Source organism: Methylobacterium sp. Leaf361 (assembly GCF_001424445.1).
Classification (GTDB): domain Bacteria; phylum Pseudomonadota; class Alphaproteobacteria; order Rhizobiales; family Beijerinckiaceae; genus Methylobacterium.
The window spans coordinates 1-17864 of the sequence record NZ_LMPY01000003.1 but is presented as its reverse complement, the minus strand read 5'-3'; the positions used below and the strand labels follow the sequence as shown (position 1 = coordinate 17864).

Below are 17864 nucleotides of genomic sequence, written 5' to 3'. Positions count from 1 at the left end.
TTTTCCTGAAGGAGGAGGGTTCCGATGGCAGACCGGAAGCAAACCTTTACCCCTGAGTTTCGTGCTGAGGCGGTNCTTGCTCCGCAAAAGTGGAGAGCTCTTTTCCTGAAGGAGGAGGGTTCCGATGGCAGACCGGAAGCAAACCTTTACCCCTGAGTTTCGTGCTGAGGCGGTGCGATTGGCGCAGACGAGCGGGCGGTCTCGCCGGGAGGTCGCCGCCGATCTCGGCGTCGGGCTCTCGACGCTGCGCAACTGGATCGACGGCCGGCGTGAGCGGGAGATGGACAACCCGCCGGCCGATCGGCAGGAGGACATGGCCGCCGAGCTCAAGCGCCTGCGGCGCGAGACCGAGGTGCTACGCCAGGAGCGAGAGATCCTGAAGCGGGCCACGGCTTTTTTCGCCAAGGAGGGAAGTCGATGAGGTTCCGCCTCGTCGACGCGGCGAAGAAGGACTTCCCGGTCGCGCGCCTGTTTTTTTCGCCAAGGAGGGAAGTCGATGAGGTTCCGCCTCGTCGACGCGGCGAAGAAGGACTTCCCGGTCGCGCGCCTGTGCAAGGTCCTCGATGTCAGTCCGAGCGGCTATTTCGCCTGGAAGAACCGTCCGGCCTCGACGCGGCAGCGCGAGGACCTCGTGCTACTCGCCCATGTCCGATCCGCCTTCACGCTCTCGCACGAGACGTATGGCAGCCCGCGCATGACCCACGAGCTGCGCGAGCAGGGCCTGGCGGCAGGCCGGCGGCGCGTGGCCCGGCTGATGCGGGAGAACGGGCTCAAAGCCCGCCAGCCGCGGCGCTTCCGGCGCACGACGGACAGCGGCCACGCCTTTCCAGTCGCGCCCAACCACCTCGACCAGGACTTCACGGCGGCCGGACCGGATCGGAAGTGGGGAAGCGACATCTCCTACATCTGGACGCGGGAGGGCTGGTTGTACCTGGCGGTGGTCCTCGATCTGTACTCCCGACGGGTCGTGGGCTGGGCGGCGGGCGACCGGCTTCACAAGGAACTCGCGCTGACCGCGCTGCGGCGTGCCCTCGTCGTCCGGCAGCCCGGACTAGGTTTGTTGCATCATTCCGACCGCGGCAGTCAGTACTGTTCGAATGAGTATCAGGCGGAACTACGAGGACATGGCATCGTAATCTCGATGTCCGGCAAAGGAAATTGTTATGATAACGCGATGGTCGAGACGTTCTTCAAGACGCTGAAGAGCGAGTTGGTCTGGCGCACCGCGTTCCAGACGCGAGCCGAGGCCACCGTCGCGCTGGCCCGTTACATCGATGGCTTCTACAATCCCTGCCGCCGTCACTCGGCGCTGGGCTTCAAAAGCCCCACTGAGTTCGAGAGGGGTATCGCCCACCAAACCGCTCTCCACTGAACTGAAGCAAGTCCAAGACGGCCTTGGTCCACTTTCTTGCACTCGTAGATCTGCGCACCGACGCCCTGCACCTGGAGCGTCTCCGAGCCATGGACATCCGCTAAGTCGGTCTGGGACGTCTGCGCGCTGGAAGATGTCGCATGAGAGAGCGATATTGCGGCACACATCACGGCGGTCTGCAACTTCATCACGCTACACTCCAGGATTGATAAGTCGTGGTCCCCTTGCGGCTCACGACAAGATCGTTCGGCGGCGGTCGGTCAGTCATACCGCCCTGCCGACGACGTTCCCGATGCCGGCGGTGACCGTCATCGCCAGCGCTCCCCAGAATGTCACGCGCATCGTCGCGCGTGCGATCGGGGCGCCACCGGTCTTGGCACCCAAGGCGCCGAGGACCGCCAGGAAAGCGAGCGAGGCCGCCGAAACCGTGTAGACCGCGATGGATGCGGCGGAAGCTGCGGCCACGAGAAGTGGCAGGGCCGCGCCGGCCGAGAAGGTCGCCGCTGAGGTCATCGCCGCCTGAACCGGACGGACCGAGGTAATCTCCGAGATGCCGAGCTCATCCTTTGCATGGGCGCCAAGTGCGTCCAAGGCCGTCAGCTGATCGGCGACCTGCAAGGCCAAGGCATGTTCGAGCCCGCGATCGACGTAGATCCGGGCGAGCTCCTCCCGCTCCGCGGCGGGCTCGTCGGCCAGCTCGCGGCGCTCACGATCGAGTTCGGCCCGCTCGGTATCGGCCTGGGAGCTCACGGAGACGTACTCGCCCGCCGCCATCGACATCGCGCCCGCGACGAGACCGGCACTGCCTGCCAGTAGGATCTGACCCGTACCGGCAGAGGTGGCGGCCACGCCTACGATCAGGCTCGCGGTCGAAACGAGTCCATCGTTCGCGCCGAGCACGGCAGCCCGAAGCCAGCCGATGCGGCTTATCAGGTGCTTCTCGACGTGGACGGGACGCATCTCGATTGTGCCAAACCGCGTCCGATCTCAGCGACCGATGACACCCGTCCCGCCCCTCGGACCGATGGCGTCCGGCCCGGTGTTGGGGGCAGGCGTCGCACTTAGATTCTGCTCCGAATTCATCTGCAAGGTGTCGCTCTGGGTCGTCTGCTCCTGCTGCAGGCTGCGCACGTTGCTGTCGTTTTCAAAGGACCGGTTGGCTGCGTTGGGATTATTCTGCTGGACCTGAGCCAGGGACGGAGTCGCGACGGCGGCCAGACACAGTCCTGTCAGGAGATGGAGGCGCATGTGGGTTCTCTCCCGCTGCTGGATCATCGGACGAAGCTTGCGATGCCTTAGACTTTGCGCCAGCCCGGCTTGTTCGGATCGGTAAGGTGGTAGTGGATCGGTCCGATCCCGCTGATCGCGATGATCGCGGGATCGTTGATGCCGGCTTTGACGCCGTCGTAGTGCGGCGTCTTCGCGACCCGATGGACGAACGAGCCTGCCGGAACCGGCACGGTCGCGTCCGGTGCGAAATCCTCGCCGCTGGCGACGTACCAAGTTCCGGACAGGACGACGCAGAGCCGGTCGGTCTCGTACCAGTGCGGCGCGCTCATGTAGCCCGGATGCCATCGGATCAGAACGAAGTATTGTCCCGGTGCGCCGGTCTGACCGAACATCGGCGCCTGCTCGGCCATGCCCGGCGGGAAGTTGTAGAGGGGCTGCCACGGAATCTGATCCGGCAACTTGATGATGGTCTGTGACGGATCAACGCCGGCCGCATGCGCCGGACCGGTCCCGAACTCGGATGCGGCAGCGGCGACCAAGGGGGCGAGCAGCAGGTCGCGTCGGTTTGCAATAAGATCGACCATCGGTGTCCTCCCGTCGAGCTTTATGATCGCCCGATCTCTCGTCCCGAGCTTCCGAAGGCCGGTCCGGCGCAAGTTGTTGTCGGCGAACGGTGTTCCATTAAGACCTACGCGGATCGTCCCGTAGGAAGCATGATTCAGGGCATCTCTCAGCCTCGCAATCATAGAAATCTATGATTCCGCATCGTCCAGACATCCGGCATACTTGTCCGGAAGGTGTCTTCGGTTTTCGGACGCGATTGGTCGCGTCCGTCCAGCTTTCTGGCCGGCCGTCTTGACGATGGTGCCGAAGCCCGATTTTCAGGTTAGTCGTCAATCTGCGAGCGCCTCTCTAGTCGGGCGTGCTGAATTGGGACCTGCAACCTGTCGGCGAGGCGGACGAGCTCCGCGAGCGAGGACGCAGCCATTTTCTGCATGATCTTGCTGCGGTGGATCTGCATGGTCACGTCGCTGATGCCCAGCTCCGCAGCAGCCTGCTTGTTCAACAGCCCGCTGACGATCAGGGGAAGCGCTTCGCGCTCGCGCGGCGTGAGACGCTCATAGCGCGTCTGGAGAACTTCCAGTTCCTTGCGCTGCGCGCGGGCGGTCCGGTCCAGCTCGAGCGCCGTGCGAATCGAGGTCAGCAACTCGACGTCGTTGTAGGGCTTGGTCAGGACGTTGACAGCTCCATGCCGGATAGCGCGGACGGTCGACGGAATGTCGCCGTAGCCGGTGATGAATACGATCGGTGGGTGCGCGGCCTTGAGTTTTGATTCAAGCTGCTCCTGGAAATCGAGGCCGTTCAGGTCCGGCAGATCGACGTCCAGGACGAGGCAACCCGGCGTGTCGACCCGGGCGTGCTGCAGGTAGGCGCTGATCGACGGGAAGGTGAGCGCGGCCAAACCGCTCGCGGCCATCAGCTCTTCTAGCGCCTCGCAGATGCGCCAGTCGTCGTCGACGACATACACGATGCCGTCCGTGTTCGGGGTCATGCCGCGGCCTCCGTCAGGGGAAGGGCGAAGGCGAACACGGTGCCCGCCGCCACGATCTTGAACAGGTTTCCGATGCTCCGAGCGTTACGGGCGCGATGCCGTCAGCAGATCTCGGATCCCGAGTTGCGGGCGCCTAGCAGAGTCTGCAGCATCGGATCGGTCGCCACGAGCTCGCCCGCGCGCGCTGCCTGGAAAACGCCGAGAAGCATTTCAGCATAGTCCGCGGGCATACCGGACGCGATCCGCCTCACCCGCCACTCGTCGTCCGATACCGTCGTGAACCGCACCTCGCGTGCCGGCACTTCGGATGCGATGTTCGCATGGTCGGCCATTGTTACTGCCTTCCTTGCGGTCAATAGAAACCTGTGGCTCCGCAACGCCGAGATGCTGCGTAAGCTGATGCTGCCTGTCTTCCTCGCCACAGACGAGGAACGATTTCGACTTGGGTTGACGCCGTGTGGGATCAACCGATGGTTTGTTGCAGGACTCGGATCCAGTTCTCGATGGCAAACTTCCGAAGAAGGTCGCTCCCGAACCCACGGGCGGACAGCGCCTGGAAGATCGCCTGCGCTCCGGCTACCGAGCCGATATCGTTTGGAACGACCGCTCCGTCGAAATCCGACCCAAGGCCGACGCGTGTCTCGCCGAGACGCTCAATGAGTTGCTCGACGTGACGCACGACGATGTCCAGATCGGTGTCGGCCAGCATTTGACCATCCGGCCGCAGGAAGCATGTGGCCAAGTTCAGGCCGACCATGCCGTCGCTGTCCCGGATCGCGTCGAGTTGCCGGTCCGTCAGGTTGCGCGAGGATTGGCAGATCTCGTGCGCGTTCGAATGGGTCGCTACGAGGGGTGCTTCGGACAGCCGAGCGACGTCCCAGAAGCCTTGTTCCGTGAGGTGCGACAGGTCGACGAGGATGCGCAGGCGGTTGCAGGTCTTGACGAGTTCGACGCCGGCCGGTGTGAGTCCAGGCCCAGTATCGGGTGAACTCGGAAAGCGCATCGGGACGCCGTAGCCGAAGATGGTGGTCCGGCTCCAGACCGGCCCTAGGGACCGCAGGCCCGCAGCGTGCAGGACATACAGCGCGTGCAGATCCCCGTCGATCGCCTCCGCGCCCTCCAGGTGGAGCACGATCGCAAATCGGCCGGCAGCGATTGCGGATCGGATCTCGCCGACGTTGCGGCACACGACAACCTGTCCCTCCGACGCGGCCACAATCCTCATGAGGATTGACGTCTGCTTCAGAATGATCTCCTGGGCGTCGGGGACCGACACTTCGGGTGGCAGCGGGCAATCGTATGACGCGCCGTGGAAATGATCGAAGCTCAAGCCGGTCTTGGACGGGGCGTACAGCGCGAAGAGGCCACCCAACATCCCGCCGCGCTTGGCCCGCGGCAGGTCGATATGTCCGTCAGGTCGCCCATCGAGAAAGCTCCGCTCTGGATCGGACTGCTCGTACATGGACAGGCGAAGCAGCGTGTCGTTGTGGCCGTCGAAAAATTTTACTGGGGTATTCATTTTCGATATCTCCGGGCTTGAGCTTACGACTGGGAGTTGCTTGCGGCCGGAACGCATTCGTCACTCACGTAACGCTGAATGCGGCTGGGTCGAGGCAGTCGGTTTGCAAGCATCACGATCGATCCCGCGATCAGCAGGGCGATCATCACCGACATGCCCGCGGCCATGCTGCCCGTCGCCGTCTTCACCCCACCGATGATGATCGGGCTGAAGAAGCCGCCGAGGACGCCGACGACGTTGACGAAGGCGATGCCGCCAGGTGCTGACCCGGCATCGAGGTAGTCGGCGGGGATGGCCCAGAGCACCGTGTACGAAGCCCACATCATCGCGGTCGCGAGCGTGATTGCGGGTAGCGCCGCGGCGAGGGTATGCGGGTAGAGCGTCGCGCCCAGGAGCGCCGCGGCACCCACGAAGCCGCACAGGGCGCTGTGCCAACGGCGCTCCCGGCGCCGATCGGAACTGAGACACAGGAGCCGCATCGCCACCAGCGCGGCGATATAGGGAAGAGCCGAGACCAGACCGATGGCGGTCGTGCCGGTCATGCCCGCCGCGCTCAGGATCGTCGGTAGCCAGAAACTGACCGTATAGATGCCGCAGATCACGCAGAAATTGCTGAAGGCGATGCCTATCACCCGCGGATCGCGCACGGCCTTGAGTAGCGAGCCGTGACTCGCGGATCGGTCCGCCGCCGTCAGGTCCGACGCCAGGATCGCCTTCTCGCGATCATCGAGCCATCTGGCCTGTTCGGGCCGGTCCGTCAGGGTCAGGTACGTTATGACGCCCAGCACCGTGCAAGGCAGTCCTTCCACAAGGAACATCCACTGCCAGCCCTGTAGTCCATGGAAACCGTCGAGCGCCGACATGGCCCATCCGGACAGGGGACCGCCCAGGGATCCGCCGATCGGCCCCGCGGCCATGACGACTGCCATCACGCGGGCCATCCGCGACGGCGCGTACCAGTAAGTGAGATAGAGGATCATGCCGGGCGCGAACCCGGCTTCGAAGACGCCGAGCAGGAAGCGCAGCGCGTAGAACGTCGTCGCGTCATGGACGAACATCATCCCGGCTGAGACGAGCCCCCAGAGGATCATGATCCTCGCCAGCGTCTTGCGAGCACCGATTTTGGAAAGAAGCAGATTGCTCGGGATCTCGAAGATCACGTAGCCGATGAAAAATATTCCGGCACCGGTACCGTAGACTGCATCGGAAAAGCCCAGATCGGCCTGCATCTGCAGCTTGGCGAAGCCGACATTGATCCTGTCCAGGAATGCGAACATGTAGCACAGGGTCAGGAAGGGCAGCAGCCGCCACGTTATCTTGGAGTAAAGTCGCTCCAACGTGGCGTCTTTGGTGGCTGAGGCAGGCGATGTCATGGAACCCCTCAATCGAAGTTTGGAGGGCGGATCGGCGTCTCTCCGCTTGAATGTGTGATCGACAGTACAGTAAAGTATTAGGTGCGAAGGCTGCTTGAGCCGACGCGGTTGGGCGATAGACGGTTCTAAAGATCCGCCCCGAGCCCTCTCAGGCCAACGCGTCTCACCTCCCCAATGTCGGAGCTGCCGCCAGAGCCGTCACCTCGATCTCCACGTCGACGCCGCCAACAAGTTTGGCCTCGACCGTGCTGCGAACCGGGAGGTGAGGACCGAAGTAGGACGCATAGACCGCGTTGAACCGTTGCATGAGGCCGAGGTCGGACAGCCACACCGTGCAGCGGATGACCGCGGACAGGTCGAGCTCGAACTCGGCAAGCGTGGCTTGGATCGCTTCGATGACGGCGGTCGTCTGCGCCTCGATGCTTCCGGCCACAGGCGTCAGGTCAAGGTTCCTGGGCGTCTGGCCGGACAGGAACAGCAGGTCGCCGGCGCGCACGGCCTTCGAGAGTGGGGCCGGCAGAGGTGAAGCGAAGCGGACGAGGTCGGTCATGTGGTCGATGTCCTGAGAAGCGTTTGGTAACGGGAACGAGTCAGCGCAGGCGTCCTTCTCAGCGGAATGTCCACGCGAAGTGGTCGCCGTCCCTACTGACGGTCCCGATCGAGGTTTCCGCACAGTGCGAGCTGAACCAGGGGATGTTCCGATCGGCCGCAAGCTCGAGCATGCGCTGCCGGGACCGGCGTGCTTCCTCGTGGCTTTCGCAGTACATCGAGCACCAGTCCGGGTGCGTGACCTGTACCGGATTGTGCAGCACGTCGCCCGCGAACAGGGCCTCCTGGCCGTCGGAGTTCAGAAGGATCGACATGTGGTCGGGGCTGTGCCCTGGCGTCGGCAGATAGGTGAACCCGGCGAGCACTTCGCCCCCTTCCGGCGACACGAACTCCGCCCGTCCCGCCGCGATGACCGGCAGGACGCTGTCGGCAAACATGTCATAGTTCGGCCGTGCGCGTCCCTCGAGTGACATGAACAGCTCATAGCCGCGGCGGGGCAGGTACGTGCGCGCGTTCGGGAAGGTCGGCACCCAGCCGCCGTTGCCCGGTATCGTGTTCCAGCCGACGTGATCGGTGTGCAGGTGCGTCAGAAGAACATGGGTGACGTCCTCGGGACGCGCTCCCGCGGCGGCCAAGCGGTCGAGCCAGGGGGTGGCGAGATGGTCGAACAGCTTGGATGAGCGCCGCTTGCCGTTGCCGATCCCGGCGTCGATCAGCACAGTCAGGTTGCCGATCCGGACTAGCCAGGAATGGATCGACACGTTGAGCTGCGAGCCTTCGGGATCGGAAGGTGACCGATCCGCTGGGTCTGGACGAACCAGGGCCGGATCGAAGTCCGGCAGGAGCTTGCTTGCGGGGAACGTGGCGCTGATCTCGAAGATCCGCGCCACCGTGGCTTGACCGATCTGCTGAAAGGCGGACCCATTGTTCATCGTCAGAACTCCTTCATCCACTTGCTGTCGTCCGTTTCTTCATGCCCAGGGTTCGCCAGCGCGCAGACGTGCGGCCAGTGCCGTCGCGCAGGCCTCCAGCACGGCCTCACCCTTGGCCGCGCTGGCGCGCCGTGCGTCGCCGGCCACGCCGCTGGGCGAGACCTCCTGCCAGCCGTGCACGCGCTTCAGGGTCGGCATCAGGGACGCAGCTATGTCGAAGGCCGGCCCGTACGCCTCGGGGAGGCGAGCCGCATCGACGAGACCGGGCTCGAGCGCCATCATCATCGCGGTCTCAGCTTCGCAAGCGTGCATCACGTTGCCCTGGTCTTCCAGGAGCTCGGACACTGCCTCCGCCGCTTCCATGAAGTAGGTGGTCGTCGCGATGGGGGCGTCCAGCTCGCGTGTCAGTTCGACTGCGAGCGAGGCGAGGGCGCTGATGTTCCCGCCGTGGCTGTTCACCAGCAGGATCTTCCGGAAGCCGGCCGTGAGGATCGACCGGCACAGGTCGCGTAGCACGGCGTGGAACGTGGCGAGCGAAAGAGTGAAGGTGCCACCGAAGGCGACGTGGTGGTCGGCCAAGCCGCACCACAGGGTGGGCGCGACTACGACCGGGTGGTCCGGGGCGAGCCGCTCGGCCGTCCGCCGGCAGAAAGCGGTGCCGAGGATGTCATCCACACCGGTCGGCAGGTGCGGCCCGTGCTGCTCGGTCGAGGCCACGGGTAGCAGCACGATCGCGTCGCGACACGCGAGGTCGTTGAGGGCCTCGGCGGTGAGGCGGTTCCAGGCGGACTCCTTGGGCGTCGGTTCAGACGATGAGTGCGAGGGATGCATGGGTTCCTCCCTATCAAGCGTGGGTTGAGTCCGCTGCCGATGCGGCGTTTGCTGCCACGCAGGTGCGGTAGGGCCGCAGACCCGCGAAGGCGGCGAGCGCGGACAGAACCGCCAGGGCCGGCGCGCCGACGGCGAGCGCCCGCCACAGCAGCGCCTCGTTGCCCAAGACCCGGTCGGTCAGCAGCGCGAACACCGTGGGGCCGAGCGACAGGCCGAGACCGTTGAACACGAACAGGTAGACCGCCGAGGCGGTCCCGCGCATCCGCGCCGGGGCGAGTTCCTGCACGCCGGTCGAGCCGGTGGTCGAGATCGCCGCCGTGAAGAAGATCATGCCGCCTGTCAGCGCGAGCGCGAGGGTCGGCGTCGCCGCCTGCGGGAAGGCAGCGGCGAAGGGCAGCGCGCAGAGCGCCGCGATCCCGGTCACCCGGAGCCGCGCGTCGGTCCGGCCGGCGCGGAGCATCCGGTCGGAGATCGCGCCGCCGGTGAGGACGCCGAGAGCGCCCGCCGTGACGGTAACGCAGCCGAACCACAGCCCGCCCTGGGCGATCGGCAGGCCGTAGGTGCGGCGCAGAAATTCCGGCACCCAGGCGCCGGTGCCGTAGAACAGCATGGCCAGCAGGGTGCTCGCCGCGTGCTGGGTCGCGAAGGCGCGCCAGTGCCGCCGGTAGTGCGCGGCGACGCGGCCAAGGTCGGGCGCCACGACGTCCGTCCTTCCGGCGCCGCCCGCCGCGCGGGATCGCCGCGGCTCGTACAGCGACAGCACGAACGGGATGACGAGCAGGCCGGGCGGACCGATCAGCAGGAAGACGAACTGCCATGTGCGCACCGGGCCGATCACCGGAACGTCCACCGTCACGAGGCCCTCGAAGGCGCGCACGATGACGCTGCCGGCCACCAGCGCGAGCCCGGTCCCGACATAGGCCGACACGGCGAAGACCGCGAAGGCGAGCCCGCGCCGGTGCGGCGGGAACCAGTCACCGAGCAGCGACACGACGATCGGGGTTCCGGTCGCCTCGCCGATGCCGACGCCGGAACGCGCGAGCGCCAGCTGCGGGAACGACCGGACGAATCCGCACAGGAAGGTGCAGCCGCACCACAGCGCGAGCCCTGCCGAGAGCAGCGCGGGGCGGGAGACGCGGTCCACGAGACGGCCGATCGGCAGACTGGCGACCGCGTAGGCCTGGGCGAAGCCGAGCCCGATGACGAGGCTGACTTCGGTGTCGCTCATGCCAAGATCGGCCTTGATCGGCGCGATGAGCAGGCTGAGCGCCTGCCGGTCGACGAACGAGAAGATCTGTACGACGAACAGGACCGCGACCCCATACCAAGCGACGGCAGGGCCAGGCGGGGCAGGCTGCAGAGTGGTTGGTTTCGGTATGGCGGGTGCCGCTGGGTCGGCGGGAAGAACCGAATGGCCGATGTTCTGGATCATGGCGTTTTCCCAGGTCGGGGGCGGCCGTAATCCCCCTGCCTTCGTGGGAGCGACGACTCGATGGGACGAGCGTCATAGATTGACTTTACAGTAAAGTAAAGTACGTTGCGTGCATGTTTCAGCGTAGCGTGGATGCTTGGCGGGTGGATCAGATGGCGGGGGAGGGGGGGCGGCACGTCGGGCGCGGTCCTGGACGCGGCCTGCTCCTTGTTTCTCAAAGCTGGCTACGAAGCTGGGAGCCGGGAAGAGGTAAGTCACGCGGCAGGTGTGTCGCGGCAGATGGTCTACAATCATTTCGACAGCAAGGACGCAGTATTCCGCGCGGTCATGGATCGCTATTGCGACTCGATCCGGGCAGAGGTCGCCGCGATTGTGCCGTTTTCGGCAGCCATTGCGGCCATGGCGACTGAGTTGGCCGAGATTTTGTGCTCCTTCGCGCGGGCGATTTTCCAATTTCTCAAAAGGATGGATCAAATCGCTTTCACGCGCCTCGTAATCGGAGGCGAGCCGTCTTCCCTGGATCGCTGAGGACTTCTATCGGGCTGGCAAGAAGTCGCTTGTGGAGGCGTTTGCGGACGTGCTGGCAGTCCTGACGGACCGGGGACTGCTGATCTGCGACCGCCCCGTGCTCGCGGCACGGCAATTCATGGGCTTATTCCAGCAATTCGCGATCTGGCCGAGTGTCATGGCGGTGGCTTCCCTGACGGATGATCCAGGCGACGACCTCATCGTAGAGGAAGCTGTCGCCACCTTCCTGGCCCGCTATGCACCCCACTGATCCGACATGGCCATCTGAACCAAGGTACGGGAATATTGACTTGACGGTAAAGTAGGTTAGCGGCATGGCACGGCGTAGCGCGACGGTTCGAAGGTTGGATCCAGTGGGAGCGGATGATGGGGCCGGCACGCCGGTCGCGATCCTCGACGCGGCCCGGCGGCTGTTCCTCGAATCCGGCTACGAGGCTGTGAGCCTAGAGCAGGTCGGTCGTGCGGCGGGGGTGTCGCGCCAGACTGTCTACAACCAATTCGGAAGCAAGGACGCGGTGTTCCGCGCGGTTGTCGACCGCCATTGGGACACGATCCGGGCGGAGGTCGCCGCGATGGTACCGTCCTCGGTGGACGCCAGCGCGACAGAACCTACCCAAGCACTGCGCGGCTTCGCGAAGGCGCTCCTGCGTTTCGTCCGCGAAACCGATCAGATCGCCTTCACGCGTCTCGTCATCGCCGAGTCGCGTCATCTTCCTTGGATTGCCGAGGCCTTCTACCGAGCGGGTAAGGCGCCGCTCGTGGCGGCGTTCGCGGGCGTGCTGGCGGATCTGACGGGGCAAGGCCTGCTGGTCTGCGAGCATCCGAACCTCGCGGCGCGGCAATTCATGGGACTCATCCAGGAATTTGTGATCTGGCCAAGCGTGATGGCGGTCGGCACCCTGGCGGAGAACCCGGGTGACGAAATCGTCGTGGAAGAGGCCGTCGCGACCTTCCTCGCTCGATTCGCGAACCATCGATCCGACTCGACGCCGCCCCGTTCGGTGGGTTCTCCTACAAGGAGGCGCTCGCCGCGATAAGCCGAATGTTTCGCGAACGCGGCAGCATCGACGGCACCGCGCTGCAAGTGGTTCTCAGATCACGCTACCGTTGGCGCAAACGACCTAACCGTTGATCCGGCTGCCGTCCGGTCCGACAAGAAGGGATACGGTGCGCGCGCTCGCGCCAGTCGCGCTTTGCCGCCAGCAGAGCCTTCGTGTCCCCGATCAGGCCGGCTAGGGTGCAGGCGGCATCCTCGAGCGTTGCACGGTCGCCGGTGGCCTTGCTGCAGGCCTCCGCGCCGGCCTGCCGGGCATCCGAGGCGTCCACTTCGGTGAGGAACTTCCGCTGCTCGATGACCGCAGCCTCGTAGAGGGGCAGTGGCAGCGGTGAGCTGGTTCATCACGCCCGAGCGGGGCGCCTCCAGGTTCGCTACCCCGGCTACCAGCCGCCGCAGCCGCGCGTTCTCGCGCTCCAAGTCCTTCATCTTCCTGGCCTGATCGACTTGGAGACCGCCGTACTCCTTGCGCCAGCGGTAATAAATCTGCTCGGAGATCTCCGCCTCCTTGCACGCCAGTGACGAACTCTTGCCCTGGGCTGTCTGCACCTCGATCTGCCGCAGCTTCAGCACCACCTGCTCCGCGCTCGTCTTCTGACCTCGCCGCATGTCCGATTCCTTCGGTCCTGGCTGATCCTCACAATCCACCCGGTCCAAAGCTCGCCGGTCGATGATCGGCTCACCCATTGACTGTAGGCGCTTATCTGGCATTCCGTGAGCTCATGACGTATTTGCTCTCAAATTGATAGTTATCAACGATCTCCTTCGCGTGTTGAGCTATAATTCCGGATTTTCAACCCTATGACCGATGTGGCGGAACGCTGCATTGCCAAATTGTAACTTGTGCACTGCTGCAGGGCATCACATGTCGCGATCGAGGGCGCACAATTGGAGCATGTGATATGTCGAAATCGACTCCTCGGATCAGCTTAGGTTCGACCGATTTGGTCAGCAAACTGGTGACTGCCTATGTCTCGAACAACTCCGTCCCTGCACCGGAACTTCCAAATCTAATTCGCAGCATGCATGCATCGCTCGTTGAGCTGACATCAGGCGCCAGGTCCGCCCAAATTCCGGTCGAGCAGGTTGAAAAACCGACGGCGGCCAAAATTCGGAAGTCGGTCGGGAGCGACGGGATCGTCAGCTTCATCGACGGGAGGCCGTACAAGGTGCTCAAGAGGCACTTGACCACCCACGGCCTCGATCCGCGTCGCTACCGCGAGCGCTTCGGACTTCCAGCGGATTATCCAATGGTCGCACCGAGCTACGCCGCCCGACGCTCCGAGATTGCTAAGGAGATTGGCTTGGGTACTCCTGGAGCCATGGCTGAAGTCGGCTTCAAACGCAGGACCGCGGCCCCGTGAACCATCTGGAAGTCTGCGATCCGCCACCTGGGGACTTGCCCCGTGAAAGTGGCTCTTCGTCATTTCGTGTGGCTTCCCCGCGCGTTCTCCGTTCGTGTGAGAAGGACGGAGCTTGGCGATGGCGCGGCTGCACGAGGTTCCTGGCTTCCGGGTACTCTCCATCGAAGACGGGCATGAGGCGAGCGTTGTGATGCACGTTCGCGGCTGCCCCTGCCCAGGACGATGTCCCGATTGCGGCTCGCCGAGCACCGCCCGTGACTGCTCCTATCAGCGGCACCCCGCCGATCTACCCTCCGTTGGACGAGCCGTTCGGCTCGACCTCACCATCCGGCGTCTGCGCTGCCGCAACCCCTCCTGTCCTCGACGCACATTCTGCCTTCCTACCTCTTCTCTTCTGGCTCCGCACGCCCAACGAACCCGACGTCTGGCCAAAGCGCAGCAGCGCGGCGACGACAGTACTCGATGTCGCGAACCATGGTTTTCCGCCAACATCGCGATACATTTGTGTTTTTGAAGTCATATTCATAGCCTAGAATATGCTCGTCGCCGCGTGCTGCATGCCTTGCTACATCTGCCTAGGAGCCGGAAGACCGGTACTGCCATCGGCGCCGCGGTCACCCTGCGTACCGTTCACATATGCCGGTCTGACGACAGCGAACAGCTTCGGGTCAATGTCTCACGATCCGCCAGCGATATACGAACGTATAGATTGACGGTGCGGCACGGCAGATGCGTCAAGCCGCGCTCTTGGCTGAAATGACGGCCGCACCCAAGAACGGGCGAACCGGAAGCCAGCACGATGACCGACAAGATCATCCCGCTTCGACGCAAAAGCGATGAGACTGCAGCGATGGCGCGTTTCTACACACTCGCAGCAGAGCTGTTGGCCAATGGACGTGCGGCGACCCTCACGGCGGCTCAGCGAGAGGTGCTCCTGATCCATGTCCGTGAGCAACGAGCCAAATTCGCCGTGGTGCTCGAGGATTTGCAAGGACGTCCGTCGACTGGGATCGTTGAACTCGACGGCGTTAACGCGGATTTGAGCGCGGTGACTATTGAAGGGATTGCTCGAAGCGACGAGCTGATCCGGATTTTGGAGGCTTGGCGCTCAAGCCTCTCGATCCATTGAGGCGGTAGAGGAGCGCCCGACCAATCTGCAATATGGTTTGGGTGAGGCGTTGATAGGCCGAGGAAGCTTCGATGCCGTTAGCCCTGTCGATCGATCTACGTGAGCGCGTCCACGCCGCGATGGCGGAGGGAGTGTCCTGCCACGGGGCGGCCGCCCGCTTCCGGGTGAGTGCGACGAGCGTCAGCCGCTGGGCGGGACGCTTACGGCGGGAGGAGCGGGTCGCGCCACGGCCACGCGGCGGCGATCAGCGTTCACTGGAGATCGAGGCGAGCTATGCAGGATTTTAGGTGACGGCAGCGGTCAGGCGGCGCGGTGATCTGGGCTCGCGACAACCTCGGTCCCGTCGCGGAAGATGACGCCGGCGACGACCTTCGGCAACTGGTTTTCGCTCTTCAGCCGGCGCCAGGTTTTCGACGCCGCCWTCACCAGCTTGAACACCATCAGCTTGGCGGTCGTGGCCGAGAGCGCCCCTTTGGTCCGCACGGTCCGATGCCGCACCGTAGCGAACACGCTCTCGATCGGGTTCGAGCTGCGCAGGTGATCCCAGTGCTCGGCCGGGAAGTCGTAGAACGCCAACAGCCTGTCACGATCCTTGGTCAGGCAGGCGGCGGCCCGAGGGGACTTGGCCCCGTACTTCTCGACGAAGACGGCCAGCGCCGCCTCGGCCGCCGCCCGGGTCGGCGCGCCGTGGATCTCCCACCTGGTCGTCGGTACCGGCAAGGGCCTCATNGGTCCGCACGGTCCGATGCCGCACCGTAGCGAACACGCTCTCGATCGGGTTCGAGCTGCGCAGGTGATCCCAGTGCTCGGCCGGGAAGTCGTAGAACGCCAGCGCCTCCCGATCCTTGGTCAGGCAGGCAGCGGCGCGGGGGTACTTGGCCCCGTATTTCTCGACGAAGACGGTCAGCGCCACCTCGGCTGCCGCCCGGGTCGGCGCGCCGTGGATCTCGCGCAAGTCCGCCTTCATCGSCGGCTGGATGGACTTCGGCACCTTGTCGAGGACGTTGGCCGTCTTGTGGACCCAACACCGCTGGTGAGCGGTGCCGGGGAAGACCTCGTCCAGCGCCCGCCAGAAGCCGAGAGCGCCGTCGCCGACCGCGATCTCGGGCGCGATCGACAGCCCGCGCCGCTTCACGTCGACGAGCAGCTCCCGCCAGCTCTGGGCACTCTCGCGCACGCCCACCTGGAAGCCGACGAGCTCCTTCCGGCCCTCGGGCGTCGCCCCGATCAGCACGAGCATGCACTCGGCCTGGTCCTCCATCCGGGCCTGCAGGTAGACGCCGTCGGCCCAGACGTAGGCGTAGCGGCGAGCCGAGAGGTCGCGACCCTGCCAGCGGGCATACTCGTCTGCCCAGGTCGCGGTCAGCCGGGCGATGACGGCCGGCGAGAGGTTCGGGGCGTCACGGTCCAGCAGGGCGGCCAGCGCCTCCTGGAAGTCGCCGGTCGAGACACCGCGTAGGTACAGCACCGGCAGCAACGCATCCAGGCTGCGGGTCCGCCGCGCCCATTTCGGCAGGAGCGTCGAGGTGAACCGGATCCGGTCCTCAGACCCGCTCGCGCCACGGTCCCGGACGCGAACGCGCGCCACGGGTACCGGGCCGATGCCGGCCTGGATCGCTCGCTCCGGGCCATGGCCGTGCCGCACGAGGCGTGCGCGTCCGTCCGGCAGCCGCAGGTCCTGCATCGCACTCAGGAACGCGTCCGCCTCCATCTCGACAGCTTGGGCGAGCAGGCGGCGGGCGCCGCTGCGCAGCACCTCGGTCAGGGGATCGTCGATCTCCTAAGGCTGACGAAGCCGGACGATGTTGGTAGGTGTCTCCATGGCGTATCGCTCTCGCTGAGAGGTTCTGGCAGGCTTCGACACCCGCCTCGATACGCCGCCTTCAACACACCGTCGTCACCCAATCTCCCGCATAGCTCCGGCCCTTCGATGCGCCCTCTGCACCCGACACAGGCTATCACGAGAGAATAAGTCCATGCCCGGCGCCCCGATCGATCTCTGGGACAAGACTTTCGTTGACGAGCTGATGGCGGAGCTTCGCAGCGCAGCCGGGATGATCCGGGACTACTTCATGACGGAGCGTGCGAATTACGAAGCGTACTGTGCTCCGGACAATAAGGACTCCCTCCGGGAAAATCCGCACGGCCGCGCCTACACCCATTTCGTCGAGGATGTCCTCACACCCGTGATGGCGGCCAGGTCGGTCCGTGGATGGCACTACACGCGCATGACCGACGCCGAGGTCAAGCTGTTGCGCCAGCGAGGCATTTACCCATCGAACCTTGAGATGATCCGGCGCCGGCTGGACAGCCTCGTGGCCGCGGGGGAGATCACGCCGGAAGTGGCCGACGTGCTGTTCTCGGATAGCCCTTTCCATCACGACGAGATGGGCGGGCGGACCGGCAAATTCTGGACGGTGTCGCAGCCGCTGCCGGTCACCCGGAGCGACGTCACTCCGCTTCTGCGCAGTTGGGGAGGCGAATCTATCTACTGGCGTGTCCAGAATGCCGATCTCCAAGCCTCGCTAGCCAGGATTGGCAGGCCGCGAGTGCTAGAGATCGCTACTCCCCTTGATGCCGGCACGGAGGCGTACTCGGCTGCCAAAGCCGTGGCGCGCACGTTCGCGATGTCGCTTGGATGCAAGGTCACCAGGGAGCACCTCGACCTACAGGTCGTTCGCGCTCTCGGGCCGGAAGCCGTTCTCGCGGTCCATACGGAGGGAGACGAGGTCTACCCACAGATCGCCAGAGGGTACCCGGCTGGCATCATGGAAGAGCACGACGGGTAGCTCGGTACGGCGTCGACCTACCCTACGTCAGACTGTCGTAAAAATGATCAATATCCCATACATTCAGAGCCACATCGTATGGGATATTGATCATGAGGACGACGGCGATCATGACCTGCCCCCACGAGGTGGTCCGAGTTCAAAATTAGTGCAGGGTCGGCCTCTGCTCTACGGGTAGCTTGGCCGCGGGAGCCGGTCGGGCGAGCGCAG

At 64.7% G+C, this 17864-nt stretch carries 18 protein-coding genes and 6 pseudogenes; 10 read left to right on the top strand and 14 right to left on the bottom strand.

What is annotated here, in order from left to right:
* Window positions 1-124: 124 nt before the first annotated feature.
* Window positions 125-1372 (top strand): annotated as a pseudogene (locus tag ASG32_RS03665) (IS3 family transposase).
* A gap of 264 nt (window positions 1373-1636) precedes the next feature.
* Here the strand turns inward: ASG32_RS03665 and ASG32_RS03660 are convergent.
* The 11 genes from ASG32_RS03660 to ASG32_RS03610 form a co-directional block, all read right to left on the bottom strand.
* Window positions 1637-2332 carry a VIT family protein gene (locus tag ASG32_RS03660; protein WP_056522769.1) on the bottom strand — a complete coding sequence of 232 codons (696 nt, stop codon included), beginning with the start codon at window positions 2330-2332 and terminating at the stop codon, window positions 1637-1639.
* A gap of 27 nt (window positions 2333-2359) precedes the next feature.
* Window positions 2360-2620 carry a hypothetical protein gene (locus ASG32_RS03655; protein WP_056522765.1) on the bottom strand — a complete coding sequence of 87 codons (261 nt, stop codon included), beginning with the start codon at window positions 2618-2620 and terminating at the stop codon, window positions 2360-2362.
* 47 nt (window positions 2621-2667) lie between these two features.
* Entirely contained in the window at window positions 2668-3186 is a 519-nt protein-coding gene (locus ASG32_RS03650; protein WP_056522762.1) for a cupin domain-containing protein, read from the bottom strand.
* 302 nt (window positions 3187-3488) lie between these two features.
* Window positions 3489-4154 (bottom strand): response regulator, encoded by a 666-nt coding sequence (locus tag ASG32_RS03645; RefSeq protein WP_056522759.1) that lies wholly within the window; start codon window positions 4152-4154, stop codon window positions 3489-3491.
* Window positions 4155-4255: 101 nt separating this feature from the next.
* Window positions 4256-4486: a hypothetical protein gene (locus ASG32_RS03640; protein ID WP_056522755.1), complete on the bottom strand. Its 231-nt coding sequence runs from the start codon at window positions 4484-4486 to the stop codon at window positions 4256-4258.
* Between the two features lie 131 nt (window positions 4487-4617).
* A complete protein-coding gene (locus ASG32_RS03635) occupies window positions 4618-5673 on the bottom strand; it encodes a dipeptidase (RefSeq protein WP_056522752.1) in 1056 nt (351 codons plus the stop codon).
* 23 nt (window positions 5674-5696) lie between these two features.
* Window positions 5697-7046: an MFS transporter gene (locus ASG32_RS03630; protein ID WP_056522749.1), complete on the bottom strand. Its 1350-nt coding sequence runs from the start codon at window positions 7044-7046 to the stop codon at window positions 5697-5699.
* Between the two features lie 163 nt (window positions 7047-7209).
* Window positions 7210-7596 (bottom strand): Rid family hydrolase, encoded by a 387-nt coding sequence (locus tag ASG32_RS03625; protein WP_056522746.1) that lies wholly within the window; start codon window positions 7594-7596, stop codon window positions 7210-7212.
* A gap of 58 nt (window positions 7597-7654) precedes the next feature.
* Window positions 7655-8527 carry an MBL fold metallo-hydrolase gene (locus tag ASG32_RS03620; RefSeq protein ID WP_056522743.1) on the bottom strand — a complete coding sequence of 291 codons (873 nt, stop codon included), beginning with the start codon at window positions 8525-8527 and terminating at the stop codon, window positions 7655-7657.
* Between the two features lie 39 nt (window positions 8528-8566).
* Complete coding sequence (locus ASG32_RS03615; protein ID WP_056522740.1) at window positions 8567-9358, bottom strand: creatininase family protein; 792 nt, start codon at window positions 9356-9358, stop codon at window positions 8567-8569.
* 13 nt (window positions 9359-9371) lie between these two features.
* A complete protein-coding gene (locus ASG32_RS03610; RefSeq protein ID WP_082557738.1) occupies window positions 9372-10790 on the bottom strand; it encodes an MFS transporter in 1419 nt (472 codons plus the stop codon).
* Window positions 10791-10922: 132 nt separating this feature from the next.
* On the opposite strand from ASG32_RS03610, the pseudogene ASG32_RS34895 reads away from it, so the two are divergent.
* The 4 genes and pseudogenes from ASG32_RS34895 to ASG32_RS03600 all read left to right on the top strand — a co-directional run.
* Window positions 10923-11057: pseudogene (locus ASG32_RS34895) on the top strand (hypothetical protein); the annotation flags it as partial.
* Between the two features lie 12 nt (window positions 11058-11069).
* Entirely contained in the window at window positions 11070-11318 is a 249-nt protein-coding gene (locus tag ASG32_RS34890; RefSeq protein WP_244491814.1) for a TCP11 family protein, read from the top strand.
* Window positions 11311-11568 (top strand): TetR/AcrR family transcriptional regulator C-terminal domain-containing protein, encoded by a 258-nt coding sequence (locus ASG32_RS34885; protein WP_348271884.1) that lies wholly within the window; start codon window positions 11311-11313, stop codon window positions 11566-11568. Before ASG32_RS34890 ends, ASG32_RS34885 begins: the two co-directional genes overlap by 8 nt.
* Before the next feature lie 64 nt (window positions 11569-11632).
* Window positions 11633-12355, top strand: a complete 723-nt coding sequence (locus ASG32_RS03600; protein WP_082557737.1) for a TetR/AcrR family transcriptional regulator — start codon at window positions 11633-11635, stop codon at window positions 12353-12355.
* A gap of 389 nt (window positions 12356-12744) precedes the next feature.
* Here ASG32_RS03600 and ASG32_RS32120 read toward each other — a convergent pair.
* Window positions 12745-12981, bottom strand: a pseudogene (locus tag ASG32_RS32120) (transposase); the annotation flags it as partial.
* A gap of 293 nt (window positions 12982-13274) precedes the next feature.
* Between ASG32_RS32120 and ASG32_RS32115 the strand changes: the two are divergent.
* The 4 genes and pseudogenes from ASG32_RS32115 to ASG32_RS34880 form a co-directional block, all read left to right on the top strand.
* Window positions 13275-13736, top strand: coding sequence for a MucR family transcriptional regulator (locus ASG32_RS32115; RefSeq protein ID WP_082557736.1), 462 nt, complete (start codon window positions 13275-13277; stop codon window positions 13734-13736).
* Between the two features lie 112 nt (window positions 13737-13848).
* Window positions 13849-14181: pseudogene (locus ASG32_RS32110) on the top strand (transposase family protein); the annotation flags it as partial.
* 354 nt (window positions 14182-14535) lie between these two features.
* On the top strand, window positions 14536-14865 hold the full coding sequence (locus ASG32_RS03595) for a hypothetical protein (RefSeq protein WP_056522737.1): 330 nt from the start codon (window positions 14536-14538) through the stop codon (window positions 14863-14865).
* Between the two features lie 71 nt (window positions 14866-14936).
* Window positions 14937-15134 (top strand): annotated as a pseudogene (locus ASG32_RS34880) (IS630 family transposase); the annotation flags it as partial.
* Between the two features lie 31 nt (window positions 15135-15165).
* Here the strand turns inward: ASG32_RS34880 and ASG32_RS03590 are convergent.
* Window positions 15166-15594, bottom strand: a pseudogene (locus tag ASG32_RS03590) (transposase); the annotation flags it as partial.
* 1 nt (window position 15595) lies between these two features.
* On the bottom strand, window positions 15596-16642 hold a 1047-nt coding region (locus ASG32_RS03585), incomplete at its 3' end, for an IS256 family transposase (protein WP_244491810.1).
* Between the two features lie 199 nt (window positions 16643-16841).
* Here ASG32_RS03585 and ASG32_RS03580 point away from each other — a divergent pair.
* Complete coding sequence (locus ASG32_RS03580; RefSeq protein ID WP_056522729.1) at window positions 16842-17654, top strand: hypothetical protein; 813 nt, start codon at window positions 16842-16844, stop codon at window positions 17652-17654.
* Window positions 17655-17864: the final 210 nt, after the last annotated feature.